This is a genomic window from Segniliparus sp., assembly GCF_051660745.1.
In the GTDB taxonomy this organism is placed as follows: Bacteria; Actinomycetota; Actinomycetes; order Mycobacteriales; family Mycobacteriaceae; genus Segniliparus.
The window spans coordinates 1-21,038 of sequence record NZ_JBOFQF010000007.1 but is presented as its reverse complement, the minus strand read 5'-3'; the positions used below and the strand labels follow the sequence as shown (position 1 = coordinate 21,038).

The window sequence follows — 21,038 nt, the reverse complement described above, 5'->3', positions numbered from 1 at the left end:
CGTCAGGGCTGGCCCGCTTTGCCCCGCGCCGTGGGAGCGCCAGGCGGGGGCGGGGGAGGAGCGCCCCCGGACTTGGCCTTTGCGGGCTGCTCCTTCTCCGGCGATTGCCCTTTCGCGGCTTCCTGCATCTCTTGGAGCTCGGCCTTGGTCAGCTCGCCCATGACGGGGGCGTTCACGATGGGCAGCGCGTCGCCCAGCATGGCTTGCCCGTGCTCCGCGTTCACCAGGTATGAGGGGGTTTTGCGCTCCTTGTCGTCCCTCTTGCCCGCCGCGCCGGGGGCCATGCCGCCACCGGGCATCGCGCCCATGCCGCTGGGCAGGTTCGGCACTTTCGGCGCGCTAATCCGAACCTCCGTCCCCCTCGACGCAACGGCGCTCGGCTTCTGGCTCAGCGTGCGCTCACGGTCGCCGCCCCCGAACCCGCCGCCGACGCCTCCGACGAAACCCCCGCCCGCGCCCGACGAGTCGATGCCGCCAGATAACCCGGCAGGCGATGAGGGATCGTATGCGGACGAGTCGAACGGCGAACCCTGCGTGCCCGTCGAAGGGGAAGGCCCGCCAGGAGGAGGGCCGCCGCCAGCGGGGCCGCCGCCTTGGCCCGAGGGAGAGCCGCCGCCAGCGCCTTCGCCGGCAGAGGGCGAATCGCCCTGTGCGCCGCCCTTGTCATCGCCCGACGATCCTTGCCCCTCGTTGCCGCTGTAGCTGTTCGGCGCGTACTCCCCGTCGCCGCCGCTGCCCACGTTGGGATTCCGGTCGGCCGTTCCGCCAGCGTCTCCGCTCGGAGTGCCGCCGCTGGAAGCGCCGCCACCAGAACCACCACCGCTGCCACCTGTACCGCTCGGGCCGCCGCCGCTGCCTAACCCGGAGCCGTCGACAGCCGAGGGCGGCTGGAAGTCCGGTATCTCCTGGAATGCGCTGTCGCCGGGCGGGCGGTACATGGCCTGCAAGGCGTTCGCCGTCGCCTCGGCCGCTGGCCCGTCGTCCTGCCCCCACTCGCACGACGAATTGTTCGCCACGACGCTCTTCGCCTGCGCCGTGTCGGAGGAATGGTCCGCGAGCGTCTGCGCGTAGCTGTCCATCGAAGCCTTGCCATGATTGCTGACCGACTCCTGGACACGCCCCGCCTCGCCGTAGAACGCGTCGAAGCCCTTGCCCCGCCACTCATGCTGACCGCCCGCGACCGATTGGTAGAAATCGCTCAAATCCTGGGCGATATCCTCCCCGAGCTGGCCCCATTTCTTGCCAGCCTGCTCGACTAACTCCGGTTGGAGGCTGCTGCCGATGCCGATGTTCTGCCCCCAATCCGACCGCGCGGTCGGCGGGAAATCCTTTTGCCCCATCTCAGGAACTCCTCTCGAAAATCAGTGATGGCCGCTGGTCAAATATGCCAGAGCACGGCGACCTTGCCGAAAGCTCGTGGGTCGAGGTCGCGAGGAGCCCACACGCTCCACTCCAGACCGACCGGAGGTATTGTGCTCACACCTTCCTTCCCCTCCCCATTAGGGTGGTCGTCGCAGTTGGGAAAGTAGGCTTTCGAATCAAATGTGACCGGGGGGAAGTCGGTCTTCCCCATTCGGTCGGTCGCGGCTTTCAGAGAGGCTTGAATGGCATCGTCAGGTTGGTGCGTGCTGTCAGCGCTAGTGCTGTAGCCGTGACCAGGCTGGCCAGGGGGAGGCAGGCTCGGGTCGCCGTACCGTGCGCCGAGCGAGGACACAGGTACGAGCGTCCAATCTTTCCATGTGAGGTTTTTCGCTGAGAAGGTCGTGGTCAATGCGGCGAGCCAGTACGAGCCGCAACTGTCGTTCGTGTCGCTTTCCTCGTCCAGAATCTTGGGATAGTCGGGAGCGGGTTGGAAGCTGTTCACCCGGATTGTGATGGTGAGGCCCGCGACGGTGTAGGTCGCGGAGTCTCCGATTTTGAGCACCTTCAGCGGGTTACCCGCAGTCTCCCACGTGATCGCGTCCGAAGGCGTGGCCGGGTTCGTGCTCGCGGCGCTCGAAGAGCCCGCCGTACCGCTGGATGCGCTCGGGTCGGATTTGCCTCGGTCGCATCCGGCGAGCACCAGCCCCGCCGTCGCGAGCAGCGCTATAGAGCTGCGAAGAGATGTATTGAGTCGCTGGCGCATCATTCGAATCCCACAATGTGCGCGCGGCTGGAAATCGTGGTGGCGAAGCCACGCGGCACCAACTTTTCCGCTGCGTCAAGGTTGGCGAGCGCCTGCGTGATGGCTTCGCCCGATCCCGCGTCCGTCCGCTCATACGCGGCCCATACCTCTTTTGTCGCCTCGTAGAACGCCTTGATGGCTTCAATGAGGTCGTGGACGTATTTCTCGGCTTTCGCCCCGCTGACCTTCGCGGTGGCGAGCAGGTGCTCGCCGTCCGGGCACGCCCCGAACCCGTCGCCCATAAACGGTAACTCTGCGAGCTGTTTAGCCTGTTTACGGCGTTTTTTATCCAGATTATCGAGCAGTGTTTCGAAGGCGCTGCGGATATGGGTTTTGTCCGCTTCGGTGATCCTGAAATCGGGGTCTCTGCTACTCATCGGTTGTATCCTCCTCGTCTTGGTGTGGGTGGGCTCAGTGTATTGCGCGTCATATCGACTTGCTCATCACCGCAGCCACTTCTTGCTCATCACCGCAGCCACTTCGCGGCGGCGTTGTCCGATCCGGGCACGGCCAGGCTCACTCCGATGGGATCTGTGGCGCTGGGTGCCATCTCTGCGCCCCGAGGTGTGCAATTGGGGAAGTAGGTATTGCCCACGACGGTGAAGGGGGCGGCTCCGCCCTGCTTCCCATGCGCGGCGATAGCGTTATTACGCGTGGTGAGGAAGTCGTCGGAGCTCTCCAGATCTGCGCGATTCCCATCGACGCGATGACCCCTCGCGCCAGGAGCCAGATCGTCGTAGATGACAGAGAATCGGAGAGACGGGAATGTATCTGTGCGCCATTCAGAGTTGTGGATCGAATAGGTGGCGGTGAGGCTCGCGACCCAATACGAGCCGCAGGTACCCGTCTGTCCTGCCAACTTGGGCGGATTGGTTGCGGCTTTCGCGAAACTCGTGACCTTCACCTCGACTGTCAAGTCACCGGACGTGTACACGGCGGTATCCCCGAACTTGAGTTTGACCCCGGCTCCCGGTTCCACGTCTAGGACTTGGCTGTCCTGTTGTTTCGGTGGGGGCGGGTCAGCATGGCCGATTTTCCACAGCTTCCAGACGAATGGAATGCCGATGACTACGAGGAGAAGCGGAAGGAGCATCAGGGCGATTCGCACGTTGCGCTTCTTCTGTCCTGTTGGGGTGGAGTCATGCGCTGTCGGGTATATGTTGTGGCCGAAAGGGGGGATGGGATTCGTCATTTCGGGGTCCATCCTTGCGTAGGGCCGAACGAGCCCGTGGCGGGGATCGGCCAAGCCCCGTTCGGGTATTCGCTAGCGGTGAGGAAGAGGTCGCGAATGTTTCTGGCCTCAGCGCTGATGCTGGTGCTCGCTGTGGCGAAGACAGCGATGAGGCCCAGGAGGACAGTAACGGCGGCGAGCGCCGTGCCGATGATCGCCTCGGCACCCGCAGGCGCGCCGACGACGGTCGCCATCGCCGCGAGACCGGCGACAACGGCCACGATCACACCCGCGATCACCCCGACGAGACCCCAGCACATGGTGTCCCACGCGTCGTTCGACTTGCCGACGGACCCGCTGGCTGAGATGGAGATGTCTTTCAGCTTTTGCACGGCGGCTTTCTGCCGGTCCCGTGCGCGTTGGTACGCCTCGGCGGCAGGGCCCTCCCAGCGGCCACCGATGCTGAAATTCTCGTCTTCGAAGTCCGAGATGATTTTAGTGATGCTCGCTTTCATCGCGTCCCAGGCCTCGGGCGTGTGGTTCTGCTGCTCGGTGTAGTAGTCGAGCGAGTCGAGGACCGGCTGTACCGCGTCCAGAAGGTTTTGCACCCCGTCCGCCGCCGTGTCTCCTGCGCTTCGAATAAGCCCTTTGAGCCGTGTCGGGCAGAGCGGATGATTCGCCGCATGGTTCGCGGCAGATCGGATGTCTTGGGGCCGGTGCTCGACATCCCTGAGTTTGCCGATCAGGTCGGTGACTGCCGTCATATTGTCTTCCTCAGAACTTCGTCGGGCGGTTGGGCGAGAAGACGTTGTGCAGATGGTCTGCGGAGTCGTCTTCAGTTTTTCGGTACTCCTGCACAACTTCCACCACGGCGGCGGACATGTCGGCTATTTTGAACGCTCCGTCGTTCGCCCTGTCGATGAGCGCATGCGCGAGGTCTTTGTATGCCGCGATGAAGTCGTTGCCGAGGATCGCGTGCGAGTTCTCCCGCGTGTTGCGGACGAAGAGCGAATCGCCCTGGTCCCTCACCCCGATAAGCCCGTCGGAGACTTGGTTCCAGTAGAACGATTGCGCGCTCAACTGTTGAAGGTCGGCTTTCAAATCTGTCATGGCGTTCCTATCATTCGGTCTTTGTGGTCAGAAGGTCTGTAGCTTGGCGATGGCCTCGTAGCCGAAGCCGAAGAGCTTGTCGGTGAGCGCTTGCGCCCGTGCCCGTATGTCCGCCGTGGGGTCGCCGCGCTCATGGTCTGCCTCCCGTGCTCGGAGGATCGCGTCGTACGCCTCGTTAGAGATCTCGGTGCCGGTTCTGCCGCGCGCCCACTCGGGGTTGACCTCGCATTCGTTGAGGAAACCGGCGAGCGCGCCAAGTCGGATCGTGCGCGGCACGCTTGCCTCTGGCAGTGGCAAGACCGGTTGAGGCCGCTCGGCAAGCTCCCGTAAGAAGGCATCAGCTTCCTCCACTGCGGTGAGCACCGCGTCGGCGAACGCCTCGCTCGACCGGGGCGGACCCGCGTACTCCCGTACCCGGTCTTCCAGCTCCTCGCTTGTGAGCGTCGGCGCTTCCGGCAGTTCTACCTCGGGGAGCTTCGATATCGCGTCTTCGTATGCGGCACGGAACGCTGAGGCCAAACCCTCGGCCACGAGCCTTTGCTCCCAGTCGGACGCGACAGCGAGCCGCAACAGTTGACGGTAAGGGTCCACGTCCGCGCGTACCGCTCCGGACGGGTCGCGTCCCGAGGCGGCGGTGCCGGCTGGCTGCTCGTCGTCGTGCTGCTGTCTCGGGTCGGCCCACTTGCGCTCTTCCTCGGGCGCTCCGAAGTCGCGGATGTTCTCTCCCCACACGTCACCGGACATGATGTGTTCTCGCTTTCCTCATAGATTGGCGTAGATGTCGTCGGGGTAGTCGGGGATACGTTCGTCGAGCTTCCCGATCTGGTCGTTATGCGCCTTCAAATGCAGGTAGCAGATGGTGTGCAGCCAGTAGGGATCGCTCTCCGCGCGGCTCCATCCGCGTTCGTACTCGGCGAGGAGGGCGGTGAAAGCCCATCGAGCGAGCACGGCGCGGTAGGGGCGGATGATGTCGAACGGGGCGCGGTCCCATAGCTTCTTGCCGTGCTCGCGGCGCACCGCCTCCCAGAGCGGCGGCAGCCATGCGGCGAGGTCTGCTGTGAGGGTGTGTTGGTTCGCCTGCCGCCAATCGTCTATCGCGCGCAACGCGTCTTGCACGCCGGGGCGGTCTCTGACTTCGGCGGCGACGCAGATGTCGTCCACGAGTTTGGTGGCGAATTCGATTTGGACGTGCCAGCTCTCGCGCCCCGTGTGGTCTTGCACGGTCCTCGCGTCCCACCAGCGCACGGCGCGGTCGAGCTTGTGCGCGAGCTGGTCGGTGCCTCGGTAGGGGTTCAAGCCCTCGGCGGCGCGGTAGAGGGGGTGGCGCGCGGTGAGCATGGCGGGGTCGGCGTTGGGTTTCGCGTCCGCGAGCTCGTCGCCGTCCACGAAGAAGGGGGAGGGCGGCGGTTCCCCGATCACGTGGTTCATGGTGCCCACGGCGGATCGGCGGACCTCGGTGAGGATCGGGCCGGTGCTCCCGATTCCGATCAGGGCGCGGCGTTTGCCCGCGCGTTTGTCGTGCTCTTGGCGGAATTGGAAGTCGCGCACCGCGACTTCGGCGGCGCTGAGGACTCCGACCGTCGCGTGCAGGACGGAGGCGCGTTGTCCTATGGGGCTGGTCAGGACGAGCCCGACGGAGGTCTCGAACCCCGGCTCGCAAATGTCCGGTGTCGGTACTCCTGGCGGGTTCACGCCGAAGCCCGCGTTCGTGTGGAAGCGGTAGACGGTCTCGCCGTCGTCGTTCTCCTCCACGAGCACGCAGACCTCTATCGGCGCGTCTTCCTGTTTGAGGCAGCTCGGTTGGTTCCTCACGAGCGGCGCGGCGAGCTGGCATAGGGCGGTGACCACCGATTCGGGATCGGTTGAGGGCGCGGGCGCGGCGGGCAGGTCGCCGAACCGCTCGTCGCGCACCCGCTGAGCGGACGGTGGGCGGTAATCCGTGTCTTTGAAGGCGAGGCTGGTGCTCATGGCGATTTGCGCGGCCCCGGCTTGCGTCGCGGTGTCGGTGTATTCCACGTCCACGATGTCGGGGCCGCCGCTGTCCGTCGCGCTCTGCGCCGTCGTCGCCCCGGAGCGGTCGGTATCGGTCGGTGCGGGGGCGCTTTGTGCCTCAGTGTGTCCGCCAGCTTCGCCGCTGTGGGCCTCGGAATGGACGGAGGTCTCTCCGAAACTAGGCACCGCGGATTGTACGTGGGCAGCGTCGGCGTGTGGGCTCTCGCCTGGCGCGGCGGCTGGGGTCTCTGGCGCGCTGTGCGCGGATTGCTCGGGCCATGCTGCGGCGTGCAGCGCGAACGGGTCGGGATGCTCGTGCGCGATTCCGGCCCCGCCGTGCTGGGTCGGGCCGACAGCGGGCGAAAGAGCGGCGGACTGCTCGGCCTGGTCCTCCGATGGCCCGGATTCGGCCTTCGTGGGCTTCGCTTGGTGCGCGGGCTCCGGGGCGTGTTCCCGTCTGGCCGGTTCGGGCCGTGTGTCGATGTCCGGTGGGTCGAAGGGGTAGTCGGGGACGGCGATAAGGGGGTCTTGCTCGAACGTCTCGATGCGCTGCTTCACTTCGAATCGGGCGGCTTCGAGGATCTTGTGCCGGTTGCCGGTCGCGCCCGTCGGGCCGTTCAATGCGTCGTCGGCGGCGAGGAGCGCTTCTGCGACGAGCACGATCTCGTCCAGGTCGGTTTGGAGCTTGTGCAGGAGCACGGCGCGCTGGAAGTCCCCGTCCGCCTCGGCTTTGACCGCTTCGGCCAACAGGCGGTGCGCCTCGACTCGTTGGGCGTGGCGCTGTTGACCGGCACGCAGCCCCTCGGAGTCGAGCAGTTCGCCGAGACGGTTGTGCTGGTGCTCCAACTCCTCGATTTTGGCGAGCACCGCGTCGTGCAGCTCGCGAAGGTGGTCGCTGTTGCGCGCGAGCCGTTCGGGGCGGTCTTCGGCCCAGTTCGTACCCAGGATCTTTCCGGCGTGCTCGCTCGCGGGTTTGACGATGCTTTTCGGGTCGCTGCTCATACCGGCTTGCCTCCGTGCTCGCCCCGGTCGATTTCCAGTCGCAGGTCCGCGAGCCATCGGTCGCGGATGTCCTGCGCCGCCTCGTCCTCGGACGGCCATTCCGATGTCCTGGGCGGTTCTAACAGGCTCGCTGCGTCAGGCGCTCCGGGCCGCAGGCCGTCGAACCCCGGCAGCCCTTTGACGGCGCGCTGCATGATCGTTTTATGCTCGCGGCGCGCGACGAGCCCGAGGTGCCGTAGGAGCTGGCAAAGCCGCAGATTTTCCACGTCCGAGAATCCCGGCACGGTGACGGCGACGGGTAGCAGCGCCCCGTCGAGCTGGATCGTGAACATGCTGTTGTGCTGGGAGGAGTGGGCGACGAACGGTAGGATCACTTGCCGGTTCGGGTACTTCCTGAGCGATTGGCGCGCGTCCTCGCCGCCTCGGCCCTCGACGCGGGCTTCTGCCATGAGTCGGTCGAATACTTCTTTGTTCGCGCCGTTCGACTCGGCCATGCTGGTGGCTGACGGCGGGGTGAGCCTGTCCTCGTCGAACTTCGTGCCGAAGTCCTCGACTCCCTCTAAGAGTTCGAGCACCGCCCTGATCCGCTTGTCGTATCCGTAGGCGCACATCGACCACGCCCAGATGAGCGTGTCGCCGCCGTGCGATCCGAGTTGCCGTCCGAGGTCGAGCCGTTTCGGGGTGCCGTCCCCGCCCGTCTCGCATCGCACCCCGATCTGCTGGCTCGTCGCAGCCACGGTGAGCCCACGGACTTGCTGCGCTGCGTCCGAGATCCGGGCCGTGAGGAGCCGTTGTTGCCGATGAGCGGCCACGTTCCCCTCGTTGCGGCCGCGCCGCCATTCGTCCGACTGCTCGGCCTCCCACGCCGCCGCGTCCTGCTCCCGGTACCACTCCGCTTCAAGCCGCCTGTACAGTTCGGCCGTCATGGGCGGGCCTTTGTAGTCCTTGCCGACACCGGGGAATGGCTCGCGCGGTTTGTAGGCGGTCATGGGTTATCTCCGAGCCTGCGGGCGATCCGCTCCACGTCCTCGGCGCTCTCCGCGTCTTCGTTCGCGTACTTTTGAACCGAGGTGATCATCTCGTCGGCGTGGTCCGTGAGCCGGTCGGCCTCCTTCTCGAAAGCCTCTTTGAGCACGGGGTGGACGGCGAGCTGGCGGCGCGCGAGCGCGAGCGACGCGGGATCGGACAACCCCGCTGGCGGGTCGTCGCACCGCGCCAGGCCCTCGACTCCGCGTTTCTTCACATACGCGGCGATATCGCCGGTCTCGGCCAATTTCGCTTTCGCGACCTCTGGTTCGAGCCGGATGTCGTCCGTGCCTTGTCCGCCGCTCATCGCGAGCCTCCGCGGGGGAGGGCGAAAACGGAAGGGGCAGGGACGGTGTCCGTCGCCGCGAGGAAGCTTGTCACGCCTCGAAACTGTACCCCGGCCTGCGGATTAGGCAAGCGGTCGATCTTGCGATCACCGGTTCGCGGGAGCTTCTGGCTCCACCAATAAATAACAGATACATAACACTAAGAGCACGGAATGTTATGAAACCGGCGCACGCGAGGCCGTATCGCCCGAGTTCGCGCGAAAAAGCCGCCGCGCGCCACGCTAGGTAACGGAAAGATAACGTTGACCTGGAAATCGGCAGCAAAGGCCGGTGGGGCGGCTGTGGATTATTCCCGAAATCAAGAATTGAGACGATTGTCTCAATTTTAGATATTCTTGGATCATCACGGGTCACGCCTGCGTAGGTTCCTGTTCCAGGAAACGGCTTAGCGTTGCTTCTTCGCCCGTCCTCACTTCGCCTAACGCCTTGTCAGAGGTCTCGCGCACACTATCGTCACCGCGCCAGATAGTGCCAGCGGACATAGCGAGAAGGAGAACGTCATGTTGATGAAAGCCCCTATGGAGTCTGTGCGGACTCCAGTCCGTTCGGGCCGGCCTAACGGCGAATGGGTGCAACGCCCAAAGCGCAGAGTCTCGGCGGCCGGGCATGGATTGAAGCTGCCTAAGCGGCTCTGGCTAGAGAAGCGCCCCCGCCTGCGGGTATTGATCGCAGTCTGTGTGAGCGTCCCACTGGGCGCGCTTTTGTGCCTGGCTGTCGTCCGCAGACAGGATGTCATTAGTGGCGAAGCCCTCCCGCAACCCTGGAAGGCTGTGTACCTCGGCGTGTTTGCGGTCATAATTGTTGTCCTCATCGGCGCTGAGCAATCGGTGTACTATTCCGCGCCGAAACCGCCGTCGACGTCCGGCACCTACGGAAAATGGCAATGGAGGTATTCGGGTTGGGCAGTGCTCTCGACGCTCTTGGTCAGCTGCTCCGCCTTCCTCGGGATGATCGGCAACGAGATTTACGACGCGAACAAGGAGGGGAAGCCGATCAGAGGCGAGCTGTTCGAGCTGTTCGGCCTGCCCTTGCAGTTCATGACGCTATTTCTCGGCATGGCGATGATGCTCCTACTGGGCAGGAAGATCGCGAAGATCCCAACACCCTTGAGAGAGGCGTACGCGCGGGAATCCCTGCACAAAGCGCTCGTGGCAATCACGTTCAAACGTTGGCGAAACGGCAGGAAGCATGATTGGTTGGTCGGGCAGGGCGCTCGATTCGCCAGTGGGGTCACCGGGATCGGATTCTCCATGTCCGGGCTCGTGGTCCCCATGATGATGACCATCGTTGTGACCGCCTTCGTCGCCACAGGCATCAATCACGCTGTCCCGCTTCCTTGAGCATTGCCGATCCCCGAGCTCTACGGCGGATTCCATGGGGCCGTAGAGCTCGGGGGGAGACGGGGCACATCGCCGGGTATGGTTCCGGGTTTTTCTGAGAGGGGCTCCCCCCAGGGGTGCCTGGTGGTTCAGGCGGTGCGAGATTGGGAGTCGGCGGGCTTGAGCCGGTCGGTCGTTTCGGCGAGCGCTCGATGGATTTCAGCTAGCGTCTGGTAATTGTCAGTAGCGATCTCGTCTCGGCTGGTCGCGAACCGCTCGTCTCGGGCGTGGCGGGCGAGACGAGCGCATCGGTTGTCGAGTTCGAACGCAAGCCTGCCGAACTCGCCGGTGAGCGAGGGCCGCTTTCCTGAATCGGCGGCGGCGCTGCGGGAAATGCGAGCGCTGTCGGGAACTGCGGCGCTCACCTCCTTGTTTGGCGCGAGTGGTTCGAGGACGCTCTCGACGTTGTGCAGCGCTCGCTGTGCGTATGCGAGGTGCCGCTCGGCGATGCTGTCGCGGTTGCAGGGGAAGCGGTCGTCTGCTGTGAGTGAGAGGAGGGCGAGCGCGGCGCGTTCGGTTTTCGCGACTAGTCTGACGAACCTGCCCACGAACCCGGCTTCCCCGATCTCCTCGTCCCCCTCCTGTGTTCCTGGAACATCGGGAACTTCGGGAACATCCCTAGTCAGGGTTGGTGCTCGGTGTTCCTGCTCGTCGTGGTGTTCCGGAACATACTCCAGCTCCGGAGTCAGGTCCGTGTCTTGTGAGCTGCGGTGTTCCGCGCGTTCCGATTGTTCTGGTTTCTCAGGGAGGGGGTAGCGGGTCCAGGCTTCAGCGAACGCGGCCCTGTAGTAACCCATCTCGGTCTTCTTCCCGAACCGGATCTTCTTGTCCTCGACGCCATAGTCCGCGAGCATGCGTTTGAGCTCTGAGCGGGTGATGGGTTCGCCGTGCAGTTTCGACCACGGCGCGTCCGGCGTCTTCACGAGCGCGCCGACCAAGGCGTCGGCGCCGATCCGCCCGTTCTCCCCGAACGCTTTCCTCACGTCGTGCAGCAGCCGGACGCCGAGCGACGCCGCCTCCGGGGTCTTGCCCGCCGAGACGAACGCCTGACACGCCGCCCTCGCCGTTTCGGGCCAGTCGCCCCCCGCCGCGTCCGCGACCATGATCAGCGGCTCCCACACGTCCGCGTCGCGGTCCTCCACGCCCTCGGGCATCACCGGGTACCTTCCGGCCATATGCTCGCGGACTTGGTCGGCCCACGCGGCGAGCCTGTCGCGAAGCTCGTTGCCCTCAGGACTGTGGATGCGGTGGCGGAACGGCTCAACCTTCTCGTGGGGGGCGCGGCGATGCATCCTCACGACCACCGAGCGCTGACGGACGGTGCGGGGGATATTGCCCAGCCCCGCCACCGCGAGCGCGCTGTAGCTGGGGAAGGGCACCGACTCTTGTTTCGAGCCTTCCCCCACGCACCGGTAGTACTTCGCGCCCCTGCGGTGGCCCGAGTTGAGGAACCCGCGCAGGTTCTCGTGCTCTTTCGCCTTCGGCCCGAACACCACGTCGATCTCGTCGTGCAGGATGGTCGGCGTGGGCTTCATCGACGCCACCGACCGGAACAACACGGGCAGGCTCACCCCTGCCGCGTGCATCGCATTCGGCGTCAGCGTCTCGATCACCTCCAACTGGCGGGTCTTGCCCGACCCCGGCTCTGGCGACATGAACGCCGCCCGAGGGGTCGAGTCGAACACCTCCAAAAGGTGCGCGTGCGCCACCCACAACGGCACGAACACCCGCGCCGCCTCACCAGGCAATGCTACGAACCGGTCGTTGAACGCCCGCACCTTGTCCAGCAACGCCGCCCCGTCGATCAACTCCACTGGCCCAGCGGGGGGCGCGACACGCGCGCCCCCCACATTCAGATCTTGACCGCTCACTGTTCGGACCCCCTGCACAACCAGGAGACCCGTAGCGACAACGCTCGGTCCTCGCCGCCTCGCCGCCACAACTCGCGCAAGGCAGGCCAGTTCGCGACCGGAGTGTAACCGCACGCCAAGACGTGCCGGTACGCCACCGCGAGGCAATCAAGCCTGGACTCGCTCAGTTCCTCGTCTTCGTTGCAGCGGCAGGTCCACGGGTCGGCGCATCCGCACTCCAACGGCGCGAGCCGTACGGCAGTATCGCGCCGCCGAAACAATCCGGCCCTGGTCGAAGGCCAATCAGTCCCGTTCCGGGGGTTCTCATCGGGGAAAGCCGATGCTATAGTCTTCAATTGAAGTCCTCTCTGGTTCTAGATAGAAAAACTGGATTCATCAGGATTCCGATCGTGCGCCCGCTCCTGAGGGGCTATTCCTGCAAGAACTTCCTCGGAGCAGGGCGCGCGACCGTTCAGTTACGCAAATCAGGCCAACGCATCACCGCCTGCCTCTTTCTCTGGCGCGACTGCCGTACCTCTCTGTCGCCGAGAGAACAACCCGAGCAAACCCCGGGGTTTTCGCTCAGGCGCAGACCCCGAGAAGGGGCGGCCGCGCATCGTCTCCTCTACAGCCAGCGCGAAGAAATCCGGCTTGGTCACTGGGCATCGATCGCGATGCTGGCGGTGTTGGGGCATGCGAGGCGTCCGATGTATTCGGTGATGCTCTCGGCTGTGATGAATCCACGCCGCCCGATGTTCACCTTCACGATCTCGCCCTGTTTGGCAAGCTCGTAGACGGTGGTGGTTGAGATGCCTCCCAATGCTTCTCTGGCTTTGGGAATCGGGTAGAGGCAGCTTGTGAACATTTCTTCCATTCTTTCTCCTCATGTTCGCCGTCGCTCGTGTGTTCGCATACGGTCATCTGCTACGCTAACACGAGTGGCATGGAAAAGCATGCCATATAGCAAGGGTAACCATGCCAATCTTCTGCCGCCGGATGGCATTGAGATTGGCCGACTTAGAAGGAGGCTTCGGCGATGGCCCCGAATCGGAATCCCGGCGTTAAGGTATTACTCAGGACGCCATGGGGGGAGGTGTACTACGACGGCACGGGGGAGATGGTCCAGCTGGGGGATGATCGAGTCATCCCGAAGGACCTCTACATAGATTTTCCCGGAGGGGAGGGGCAGCCGTCCGTGTTCATCTGGATCACAGTCCGAAACGGTGTCCCGATCTGCGCCGAGGTCACATTCAAACATAAAGACGACGGGCCGGAAGTGCGCACCAAAGACTTACGGAGCATCCCTCTTGAGCACTGGATCGAAGAGTTCGTCGGCCTCATTTCGCGAAAGCAGATCGGTCCCGGTTCTTTCGAACTCGACATGGACAAAGACGGTGCTGGCACTCGCGCAGTGCGCTCGGCTCGCAACATGCCGTATCGCACCATGAACCGGGAAACGCTACAGAAGGTCGCCGAAGTCTATCGGGACAATTTCGATACCGGGCCGGTCCGGGCCGTAGCGCGGACGTTCATTGTGTCCGAGCGCACCGCGGCGCGGTACGTGCAGCTCTGCCGTAGGGAAGGGCTGCTTCCGCCGACGACGAAAGGAAAGAAGCTGAAATGAGCAAGCGGGCGAACGGCGAAGGCACAGTGCGGCAACGGCCTAACGGGCTGTGGGAAGCGCGATTGGCCTACCTCGATCCGAAGACGGGCCAGCGTAAGCGGACATCGTTCTACGCGGACACGGCCAAGGTCGCGCGGGGAAAGCTCAAGAACGCGCGCGAGCGGCTGGACAAGGGGGCACCGCCCACGGACGCGAAAGCCTCCGTCAAGGAGTGGATGGCGCACTGGCGAGCGACCACGCTGCAAGCGTCCGACCGCAAGGGCAACACCATCGAGCTCTACGAGCGGCTGTCCAAACACCACATTGAGACGGGCAAGTTCGGGACGTTGACTCTTGACAAGCTCAAGCCCAGCCATATCGAAGCGCTCATCGTCCACTTGAAGAACGCTGGCAAGGTTCAGACTGGAGCCGATGGCAAAAAAAGCTCTGTGGGGCTCGCTGAGTCCACTGTCCGCACCACGTACACGGTGCTGCGCTCAGCGCTGGACACCGCCGTGCGGGACGGATTGCTCGCAGAGAACCCAGCGACCAAGGTCAAGCGTCCGAAAGTCGAGCGCAAAGAGGCGGTGCATTTCGAGGCCGCAGACCTCGCGAAGATCTTGAAAGCCGCCGATTCGTCGCGCTATCGCACGACGCTGTTGCTCATCGCGGCCAGCGGGATACGGCGAGGCGAAGCGGCTGGCCTGCGCTGGTCGGATGTCGAGCTGAAAGAGCAGGACGGCAAGTTCACCGTTCGTAAGACCGTCGCGCGCATCGGCGGCAAGCTGGTCTTGACCGATCCGAAGACAAAGACCTCGCGTCGGACCATCCCGCTTTCGCAAGGCATGGTCACGGCTTTGAAAGCCCATCGAAAGAGGCAGCTTGAGGAGCGCTTGCGGGCTGGCGACCAGTGGAAAGACAGCGGCATGGTGTTCACGACCGAGTTCGGGACGATGGTCGATCCGCGCAACCTGCTGCGCGTGGTGAAAGCCGCCGCCAAGAAGGCCGGTATCGAGAAAGCGAACGTCCACGCCGTGCGGCACTCGGCTGCGATGGCGTGGCTTGAGAGCGGGGTCCATATCAAAGCGGTGGCCGATCTGCTCGGGCACAGCTCCATCGCGATCACCGGGGACATCTACGGCCACACGTCCGACCAGGCGGCGCGTTCGGCGGTGGACGGGCTCTCCGCAGTGCTCGGGATCTGAGCCATGGGGACCATTTGGGGACCGGGCCGACACTCTGGCGAACCGGCAAGCATGGCGCTCACCAGCCGCTCCGCGAAGCTGGTTGGGGTATGCGTTGGGGTACGAGAGGGAAAAATCGACCTCAAGATCACGAAAAACATGTCGTGACCTGCGTCGGGCTGACAGGATTCGAACCTGCGACCCCTTGACCCCCAGTCAAGTGCGCTACCAAACTGCGCCACAGCCCGCGCCGGGCGCAGAGCGCCCGAAGCATCGATACTCTACCAGAGCGCCCGCGCGAGAACCTAACGGATCGCGGGCGGCCCGGCCCTTTTGGCCCGGTCAGTCCTGCAGGTCCGGCTGTTCGCGGACGATCCGGTCGAACAGCGGCTGGAACTGGAACCAGCCCGCGTGCTCGGAGCCGACCTGGCCGTAGGTGACGGCGGCGCTCTGGGGGGCGATTTCGACGAGCGGCCCGGCGGCCATCGCGACGAGCTGCGCCTGGGCGGAGCGCTCCATGGTCATGAACCACCACACGGCGGAGTCCACGGTCTGGCCGACCGTCAGCAGGCCGTGGTTGCGCAGGATGACCGCTTTGTTGTCGCCGAGCGCGTGTGCGATCCGCTTGCCCTCCTCGGTGTCGAGCACGACGCCGGTGTAGTCGTCGAAGACGGCGTGGTCGTGGTAGAAGGCGCAGACGTCCTGGGTGATCGGGTAGAGCGGCACGCCGAGCGCGGACAGCGACTTCCCGTAGACCGAGTGGCTGTGCGCCGCCGCGGCGGCGTCGGGCCGGGCCTGGTGGATCTGCGAGTGGATGGCGAAGGCGGCGCGGTTGACCGGGCGGTCTCCCTCCACGACGTTGCCCTCGTGGTCCACCCGGATCAGGTCGCTGGCCCGGACCAGGGAGAAGTGCAGGCTGAACGGGTTCACCCAGAAGGTGTCGGGGAATTCCGGGTCGCGGGCGGTGATGTGCCCGGCGACGCCTTCGTCGAACCCTGCCTTGGAGAAGAGGCGGAATCCTGCGGCCAGGCGGATTTTCCGGTGCTGGCGCTCGTCCTCGACGTTGTCGAAAGCGGGCGGGGCGAACGTCCGCCCGGGCTCGGTGGTGCTCATGGCTGTTCCTCTCGGCCGCGTTGCGCTTTCGGGCGGGCGCTGTTTATAGGATACAGATCTGTATTGCTATAGACAGCGCCCGCCCGTCCGCAAGGCCTGGGGGAGCGGCCCGCTCCTACGCGGACGGGGCTTGCGCGGCTTTCGCGGGCCGGGTGCGCACGTGCACCGGCCACCAGAACCAGCGGCCGAGCAGCATGGCGATGGACGGGGTCATGAACGCCCGCACGATCAAGGTGTCGAACAGGAGCCCGAGGCAGATCGCCGTGCCCACCTGGCCGATGATGCGCAGGTCGCTCACCACCATGGCGCCCATGGTGAAGGCGAACACGAGCCCGGCGTTCGTGACGACGGTGCCAGTGCCGCCGATCGACCGGATCATGCCGGTCTTGAGCCCCGCGTGGATCTCCTCTTGGAGCCGCGAGACGAGGAGCAGGTTGTAGTCCGATCCCACGGCGAGCAGGATGATCACCGTCATCGCGAGCACCATCCAGTGCAGCGATATGCCGAGGATGTACTGCCAGATCAGCACCGAGAGCCCGAAGGACGCGCCGAGCGAGAGCACCACGGTGCCCACGATGACGGCCGCGGCGACCAGGCTTCGCGTGAGGACGAGCATCACGATGAAGATGAGGCAGATCGCCGACACCGCCGCGATGAGGAGGTCGTAGTTCGAGCCCTCGCCCATGTCCTTGTAGGTCGCGGCGGTGCCGCCGAGGTAGATCTTCGAGTCTTCCAGCGGCGTGCCTTTCACGGCCTCCTGCGCCGCTTGCCGGATCTTCTCGATATGCGCGATGCCTTCCGCGCTCGCCGGGATCCCCTTGTGGGAGATGATGAAGCGGACGGCGTGCCCGTCTGGCGAGACGAAGTTCTTCATGGCGCGTTTGAAGTCCGCGTTGTCGAAGATCTCCGGCGGCAGGTAGAAGGAGTCGTCGTTCTTCGACGCGTCGAAGGCCTTCCCCATCGCGGTCGCGTTCTTGGAGGCCTCGTCCGACTGGTCCATGATGCCGATCTGGGTGTTGTACATCTCCAGCATCATGTCCCGCATGCTGGTCATGATGGGGAGCATGGACTTCATGTCCGCGACCATCGGCGGCAGGATCTTGTCCATCTCGTGCATGTTGTCGATGATGGGGCCGAACTGCTCGGTCATCTTGTCGATGCCGTCGAGCGCGTCGAAGACCGACCGGAACGCCCAGCACCACGGCAAGTCGTAGCAGTAGGTCTCCCAGTAGAAGTAGTTGCGGAAGGGGCGCATGTAGTCGTCGAAGTAGCCCATGTCGTCGCGCAGGTCTTTGATCGTCCCGTACATGTCGTCCATTTGGCCGACCATGCCGTGCATGATGGCCGACATCTTCTCCATGGACCCGATCATCCTGGTCATGGTCCCGATCATGATGGTCATCTGGTCGGCTTGGACCTTCATTTTGCCCATCATGTCCCGCATGAAGCCCTGCTGCTGGATCTGGCCCGCCTGCTGCATGCTGAGCTGGAAGGGGATCGAGGTGTGCTCGAGCGGCGTGCCCTGCGGCCGGGTGATGGACTGCACGCGCGCGATGCCGGGCACCTTGAACACTGCCTTCGCGATCCGGTCGACCACGATCATGTCGGCCGAGTCGCGCAGGTCGTGGTCGGTCTCGATGAAGAGCATCTCGGGGTTCATCCGCGCCTGGGAGAAGTGCCGGTCGGCAGCCTCGAACCCGACGTTGGCCGGGATCGACTTCGGCATGTAGTCGCGGTCGTTGTAGTTGGGCTGGTAGCCCGGCAGGGCGGCGAGGCCGACGAGGGCGATGGCGATGGCGACCGTGAGGATCGGCGCGGGCCAGCGGACGATGGCGGTGCCGAATCTGCGCCAGGTGCGCACCTTCATCTTGCGCTTGGGCTCGAAGAGGCCGATCGCGCTGCCCGCGGTGATCACCGCGGGCCCCAGCGTGACCGCCGCGAGGACCGTGAAGAGCAGGCCGATGGAGCAGGGGACGCCCATGGTCTGGAAGTACGGGAGCCGGGTGAAGCTGAGGCAGAAGATCGCGCCCGCGATCGTCAGGCCCGAGCCCAGCACCACGTGCGCGGTGCCCTTGAACGTCGTGTAGTAGGCGGTCTCTTTGTCCTCGCCCGCTCCTCGGGCCTCTTGGTAGCGGCCCATCCAGAAGATCGCGTAGTCCGTCGCCGCCGCGATGGCGAGCGAGGTGAGCATGTTGGTGGCGAAGGTGGAGAGCCCGAGGATCCCGTTGTGCCCGAGGAACGCGATGATGCCCCGTGACGCGCCGAGCTCGACGCCCACCATGAGGAGCATGATGAGCACGGTGAAGATCGAGCGGTAGATGAACAGCAGCATCGTGATGATGACGATGAAGGTCACCGAGGTGATCTTCTCCATGCTGCTGTTGCCCGCGTCGTTCTGGTCGCTCATGAGCGGGGCCTGGCCGGTGACGTAGGCCTTGATGCCCACCGGAGCCTTGGTGCCCTTGACGATGTCGCGGACAGACTCGACGGACTCGTTCGCCAAGGCCTCGCCCATGTTGCCCGCGAGGTTGAGCTGCACGTACGCGGCCTTGTGGTCGGTGCTCTCGGCGCCTTCCTCGGTGACCCGGTCGCCCCAGAAGTCCTGGACGTGCTGGACGTGCTTGGTGTCCGCCCGGAACTTGCGGATGAGCTCGTCGTAGAACGTGTGCGCAGCTTTGTCGAGCGTCTTCTTCGGGTCCGGGTCCGTCTGCTCGATGACGACCATGGCGGCGCTGTCGGAGTTGGACTCCTGGAAGACCTTGCCCATCTCTTTCATCGCGATGAGGGCGGGCGCGTCCGCGGGGGAGAGCGAGACGGAGCGCTCTTTGCCGACCGCCTCCAGCTGCGGGGCGGCGACGTTGAAGAGCACTGTGGCGACGATCCAGCCGATGATGATCGGCAGCGCGAGGATGCGGATGAGCCTCGCGAAGAAAGGCCGTTCGGCGTGCGGTTTGCTGGAGTGGCTCATGCGGATTTCACCATGCATCCGATCAGGGCGTTGAGGCCGGTTGCGGTCTTTTCGGCTTTGACGTCGTCATCCACGGTGATGCGGCAGGTGAGCGAGTCGCCGTCGGTCTGGGCCATGATGTTGGCCGCCATCGAGGTGTTCGTCGTGGTGATCAGGAGCGACCAGGGCAGGCTCGGCACGATGATCTGCTGCGGCTCGGTGTTCTGGTCGTAGTAGCTGATCCGGACCTTCCCCCTGGCCCCGGTGGTGCCGGTGAGCTCGTAGAGGACGCGCTTGGGCTTCGAGGTCTTGGCCTCGGTCGCGATCGGCTCGTAGCCGGATGTCACGTGCACGTCCGAGCCGAAGATCCCGTGGAGCCGGTCGACGGTGAGCGCCGCAGCGGCGACGACGAACGAGATGACGACGAACACCCAGATCCGCTTGAAAAGCGCGAACGGGGTGATCTTCTGCTTCCGCCGGGAGCTGCGAGGGGTCGGCTCGGGGGCGGCGTGCGCCGGTTGCGGCGCCATCCCTGGCGGTGCGGTCATCGATCGGCCTTTCGTAAGGTCTGCTGTGAGTTTCGCGCGTTATGCGGAACGGCAACTCCGTATATTTTGGTCAAGAATACATCACGGGGGGCTGGGAGCGAAGCGGGTCGCGAATCGTGTCGCGCCCGCCTGCCCTGCGACGCCGTTTCTGCCGCGCGAGCTGGGCGGGAGGTATAGTCGCCCCATGTCAGAACCCCTTCTTGCGCAAGAGCGGCGGCTCGTCACCGAGGTGCCCGGCCCCAAATCGGCAGAGCTGGCGCGCAGACGCCGGGCCGTCGTCGCTGCCGGCGTCGGCAGCGTGTTGCCCGTCTATGCCGAACGTGCCGGGGGAGGGGTGGTCGTCGACGTGGACGGCAACTCGTTCATCGACTTCGGGTCGGGCATCGCGGTGACCAACGTCGGCAACAGCGCCGAGCCGGTCGTGCGCAACGTGCGCGAGCAGGTCGGGGCGTTCACCCACACCTGTTTCATGGTGACCCCGTACGAGGGGTATGTCGCGGTCTGCGAGGAGCTGGCCGCCCTCGTGCCCGGCGGGCACGAGAAGCGGTCCGCGCTCTTCAACTCGGGCGCGGAGGCGGTGGAGAACGCGGTGAAGATCGCCAGGGCCGCCACCGGGAGGAACGCCGTGGTGGCCTTCGACCACGCCTATCACGGGCGCACCAACCTCACGATGGCGATGACCGCGAAGAGCGCCCCCTACAAACAAGGCTTCGGGCCGTTCGCGGGGGAGGTCTACCGCGCGCCGCTGTCCTACCCGTACCGCGAGCCGGTCGAGATCTCCGGCAAGGAGGCCGCCGAGCGGGCGATCTCCTTGATCGAGAGCCAGGTCGGGGCGGGCAATGTCGCATGCGTCGTGATCGAGCCGATCCAGGGCGAGGGCGGGTTCATCGAGCCTGCTCCCGGCTTCCTGCCCCGGCTCGCCGAATGGTGCCAGGAGAGCGGAGCCGTGTTCGTCGCGGACGAGATCCAGACCGGCTTTTGCCGCACCGGCGACTGGTTCGCGTCCGAGCACGAGGGGATCGTGCCCGACCTCGTCACGACCGCGAAAGGCATCGCGGGCGGCCTGCCGCTCGCGGCTGTGACCGGGCGGGCGGAGCTCATGGACGCCGTGCACGCGGGCGGGCTCGGCGGAACCTACGGCGGCAATCCGGTCGCCTGCGCCGCGGCGCTCGGCGCGATCGAGCTCATGCGGAGCGAGCGCTTGGCCGAACGCGCGCGGGGGATCGGCGAGGCGATGTCGGCCGCGTTGCGGGAGATCCAGCGCGCGCACCCCGTGGTCGGCGACATCCGGGGCCGTGGGGCGATGATCGCGGTCGAGCTGGTCAAGCCGGGCGGCAAGGTTCCGGACGCGGAGGCGGCCAAGCGGATCGCGGCCGACTGCCACCGGGAGGGCCTGCTCGTGCTCACGGCGGGCACCTACGGCAATGTGCTGCGTTTTTTGCCGCCGCTGGTCATGCCGGACCATCTGCTGCGCGAGGGCCTCGACCTCCTTGCGGGGGCGTTCGAGAAGCTGTGACCCCTGGCTCGCCGCAGCGCGGGCAGCGCTGCGGCGGAGACGAGAAGGGCCGTTCCCCCCGCCGCAATGGGCGGAGAGGGGAACGG

General features: G+C 65.1%; 19 protein-coding genes and 1 tRNA gene. 4 read left to right on the top strand and 16 right to left on the bottom strand.

Features of this window, described 5'->3' with window-relative positions; all coding sequences use genetic code 11:
* Nucleotides 1–2: 2 nt before the first annotated feature.
* The 10 genes from ACRC20_RS02995 to ACRC20_RS02950 form a co-directional block, all read right to left on the bottom strand.
* Entirely contained in the window at nucleotides 3–1,340 is a 1,338-nt protein-coding gene (locus ACRC20_RS02995; RefSeq protein WP_438684857.1) for a WXG100 family type VII secretion target, read from the bottom strand.
* 38 nt (nucleotides 1,341–1,378) lie between these two features.
* Nucleotides 1,379–2,125 carry a hypothetical protein gene (locus tag ACRC20_RS02990; protein ID WP_438684856.1) on the bottom strand — a complete coding sequence of 249 codons (747 nt, stop codon included), beginning with the start codon at nucleotides 2,123–2,125 and terminating at the stop codon, nucleotides 1,379–1,381.
* Nucleotides 2,125–2,541, bottom strand: a complete 417-nt coding sequence (locus ACRC20_RS02985) for a hypothetical protein (RefSeq protein ID WP_438684855.1) — start codon at nucleotides 2,539–2,541, stop codon at nucleotides 2,125–2,127. The genes ACRC20_RS02990 and ACRC20_RS02985 overlap by 1 nt, the downstream gene beginning before the upstream one ends.
* A gap of 89 nt (nucleotides 2,542–2,630) precedes the next feature.
* On the bottom strand, nucleotides 2,631–3,356 hold the full coding sequence (locus tag ACRC20_RS02980; RefSeq protein ID WP_438684854.1) for a hypothetical protein: 726 nt from the start codon (nucleotides 3,354–3,356) through the stop codon (nucleotides 2,631–2,633).
* Nucleotides 3,353–4,099: a hypothetical protein gene (locus ACRC20_RS02975; protein ID WP_438684853.1), complete on the bottom strand. Its 747-nt coding sequence runs from the start codon at nucleotides 4,097–4,099 to the stop codon at nucleotides 3,353–3,355. Before ACRC20_RS02975 ends, ACRC20_RS02980 begins: the two co-directional genes overlap by 4 nt.
* 10 nt (nucleotides 4,100–4,109) lie before the next feature.
* Entirely contained in the window at nucleotides 4,110–4,445 is a 336-nt protein-coding gene (locus ACRC20_RS02970) for a hypothetical protein (RefSeq protein WP_438684852.1), read from the bottom strand.
* A gap of 27 nt (nucleotides 4,446–4,472) precedes the next feature.
* Entirely contained in the window at nucleotides 4,473–5,189 is a 717-nt protein-coding gene (locus ACRC20_RS02965) for a hypothetical protein (protein ID WP_438684851.1), read from the bottom strand.
* An 18-nt stretch (nucleotides 5,190–5,207) separates the two neighbouring features.
* Nucleotides 5,208–7,439 carry a hypothetical protein gene (locus ACRC20_RS02960; RefSeq protein ID WP_438684850.1) on the bottom strand — a complete coding sequence of 744 codons (2,232 nt, stop codon included), beginning with the start codon at nucleotides 7,437–7,439 and terminating at the stop codon, nucleotides 5,208–5,210.
* Nucleotides 7,436–8,428: a hypothetical protein gene (locus ACRC20_RS02955; RefSeq protein ID WP_438684849.1), complete on the bottom strand. Its 993-nt coding sequence runs from the start codon at nucleotides 8,426–8,428 to the stop codon at nucleotides 7,436–7,438. The genes ACRC20_RS02960 and ACRC20_RS02955 overlap by 4 nt, the downstream gene beginning before the upstream one ends.
* A complete protein-coding gene (locus ACRC20_RS02950; protein ID WP_438684848.1) occupies nucleotides 8,425–8,772 on the bottom strand; it encodes a hypothetical protein in 348 nt (115 codons plus the stop codon). The genes ACRC20_RS02955 and ACRC20_RS02950 overlap by 4 nt, the downstream gene beginning before the upstream one ends.
* A gap of 717 nt (nucleotides 8,773–9,489) precedes the next feature.
* Between ACRC20_RS02950 and ACRC20_RS02945 the strand changes: the two genes are divergently transcribed.
* Complete coding sequence (locus ACRC20_RS02945; RefSeq protein ID WP_438684847.1) at nucleotides 9,490–10,152, top strand: hypothetical protein; 663 nt, start codon at nucleotides 9,490–9,492, stop codon at nucleotides 10,150–10,152.
* A gap of 128 nt (nucleotides 10,153–10,280) precedes the next feature.
* Here ACRC20_RS02945 and ACRC20_RS02940 read toward each other — a convergent pair whose 3' ends face one another.
* Nucleotides 10,281–12,005 (bottom strand): DUF3631 domain-containing protein, encoded by a 1,725-nt coding sequence (locus ACRC20_RS02940; RefSeq protein WP_438684846.1) that lies wholly within the window; start codon nucleotides 12,003–12,005, stop codon nucleotides 10,281–10,283.
* Between the two features lie 691 nt (nucleotides 12,006–12,696).
* The gene (locus ACRC20_RS02935) at nucleotides 12,697–12,915 is read right to left on the bottom strand and encodes a helix-turn-helix domain-containing protein (protein WP_438684845.1); all 219 of its coding nucleotides are present in this window, start codon (nucleotides 12,913–12,915) and stop codon (nucleotides 12,697–12,699) included.
* A gap of 162 nt (nucleotides 12,916–13,077) precedes the next feature.
* Here ACRC20_RS02935 and ACRC20_RS02930 point away from each other — a divergent pair, with 162 nt between their 5' ends.
* The gene (locus ACRC20_RS02930) at nucleotides 13,078–13,665 is read left to right on the top strand and encodes a hypothetical protein (RefSeq protein ID WP_438684844.1); all 588 of its coding nucleotides are present in this window, start codon (nucleotides 13,078–13,080) and stop codon (nucleotides 13,663–13,665) included.
* Nucleotides 13,662–14,849: a tyrosine-type recombinase/integrase gene (locus ACRC20_RS02925; RefSeq protein ID WP_438684843.1), complete on the top strand. Its 1,188-nt coding sequence runs from the start codon at nucleotides 13,662–13,664 to the stop codon at nucleotides 14,847–14,849. Before ACRC20_RS02930 ends, ACRC20_RS02925 begins: the two co-directional genes overlap by 4 nt.
* Nucleotides 14,850–15,002: 153 nt before the next feature.
* Here the strand turns inward: ACRC20_RS02925 and ACRC20_RS02920 are convergent.
* The 4 genes from ACRC20_RS02920 to ACRC20_RS02905 form a co-directional block, all read right to left on the bottom strand.
* Nucleotides 15,003–15,076 (bottom strand) — tRNA-Pro (locus tag ACRC20_RS02920).
* 94 nt (nucleotides 15,077–15,170) lie between these two features.
* Nucleotides 15,171–15,941, bottom strand: a complete 771-nt coding sequence (locus ACRC20_RS02915; protein ID WP_438684842.1) for a class II aldolase/adducin family protein — start codon at nucleotides 15,939–15,941, stop codon at nucleotides 15,171–15,173.
* Between the two features lie 115 nt (nucleotides 15,942–16,056).
* The gene (locus tag ACRC20_RS02910) at nucleotides 16,057–18,909 is read right to left on the bottom strand and encodes an RND family transporter (RefSeq protein ID WP_438684841.1); all 2,853 of its coding nucleotides are present in this window, start codon (nucleotides 18,907–18,909) and stop codon (nucleotides 16,057–16,059) included.
* Nucleotides 18,906–19,436, bottom strand: a complete 531-nt coding sequence (locus ACRC20_RS02905; RefSeq protein ID WP_438684840.1) for an MmpS family transport accessory protein — start codon at nucleotides 19,434–19,436, stop codon at nucleotides 18,906–18,908. The genes ACRC20_RS02910 and ACRC20_RS02905 overlap by 4 nt, the downstream gene beginning before the upstream one ends.
* Nucleotides 19,437–19,620: 184 nt before the next feature.
* Here ACRC20_RS02905 and gabT point away from each other — a divergent pair, with 184 nt between their 5' ends.
* Nucleotides 19,621–20,952, top strand: a complete 1,332-nt coding sequence (gene gabT / locus ACRC20_RS02900; RefSeq protein WP_438684839.1) for a 4-aminobutyrate--2-oxoglutarate transaminase — start codon at nucleotides 19,621–19,623, stop codon at nucleotides 20,950–20,952.
* The last annotated feature ends 86 nt before the right edge of the window (nucleotides 20,953–21,038 follow it).

Excerpts from the sequence above, each read along its gene's own strand:
- ACRC20_RS02995 (WP_438684857.1), bottom strand. The coding sequence starts at position 1,340 with ATGGGGCAAAAGGATTTCCCGCCGACCGCGCGGTCGGATTGGGGGCAG.
- ACRC20_RS02990 (WP_438684856.1), bottom strand. The coding sequence starts at position 2,125 with ATGCGCCAGCGACTCAATACATCTCTTCGCAGCTCTATAGCGCTGCTC.
- ACRC20_RS02985 (WP_438684855.1), bottom strand. The coding sequence starts at position 2,541 with ATGAGTAGCAGAGACCCCGATTTCAGGATCACCGAAGCGGACAAAACC.
- ACRC20_RS02980 (WP_438684854.1), bottom strand. The coding sequence starts at position 3,356 with ATGACGAATCCCATCCCCCCTTTCGGCCACAACATATACCCGACAGCG.
- ACRC20_RS02975 (WP_438684853.1), bottom strand. The coding sequence starts at position 4,099 with ATGACGGCAGTCACCGACCTGATCGGCAAACTCAGGGATGTCGAGCAC.
- ACRC20_RS02970 (WP_438684852.1), bottom strand. The coding sequence starts at position 4,445 with ATGACAGATTTGAAAGCCGACCTTCAACAGTTGAGCGCGCAATCGTTC.
- ACRC20_RS02965 (WP_438684851.1), bottom strand. The coding sequence starts at position 5,189 with ATGTCCGGTGACGTGTGGGGAGAGAACATCCGCGACTTCGGAGCGCCC.
- ACRC20_RS02960 (WP_438684850.1), bottom strand. The coding sequence starts at position 7,439 with ATGAGCAGCGACCCGAAAAGCATCGTCAAACCCGCGAGCGAGCACGCC.
- ACRC20_RS02955 (WP_438684849.1), bottom strand. The coding sequence starts at position 8,428 with ATGACCGCCTACAAACCGCGCGAGCCATTCCCCGGTGTCGGCAAGGAC.
- ACRC20_RS02950 (WP_438684848.1), bottom strand. The coding sequence starts at position 8,772 with ATGAGCGGCGGACAAGGCACGGACGACATCCGGCTCGAACCAGAGGTC.
- ACRC20_RS02935 (WP_438684845.1), bottom strand. The coding sequence starts at position 12,915 with ATGGAAGAAATGTTCACAAGCTGCCTCTACCCGATTCCCAAAGCCAGA.
- ACRC20_RS02930 (WP_438684844.1), top strand. The coding sequence starts at position 13,078 with ATGGCCCCGAATCGGAATCCCGGCGTTAAGGTATTACTCAGGACGCCA.
- ACRC20_RS02925 (WP_438684843.1), top strand. The coding sequence starts at position 13,662 with ATGAGCAAGCGGGCGAACGGCGAAGGCACAGTGCGGCAACGGCCTAAC.
- ACRC20_RS02915 (WP_438684842.1), bottom strand. The coding sequence starts at position 15,941 with ATGAGCACCACCGAGCCCGGGCGGACGTTCGCCCCGCCCGCTTTCGAC.
- ACRC20_RS02910 (WP_438684841.1), bottom strand. The coding sequence starts at position 18,909 with ATGAGCCACTCCAGCAAACCGCACGCCGAACGGCCTTTCTTCGCGAGG.
- ACRC20_RS02905 (WP_438684840.1), bottom strand. The coding sequence starts at position 19,436 with ATGACCGCACCGCCAGGGATGGCGCCGCAACCGGCGCACGCCGCCCCC.
- gabT (WP_438684839.1), top strand. The coding sequence starts at position 19,621 with ATGTCAGAACCCCTTCTTGCGCAAGAGCGGCGGCTCGTCACCGAGGTG.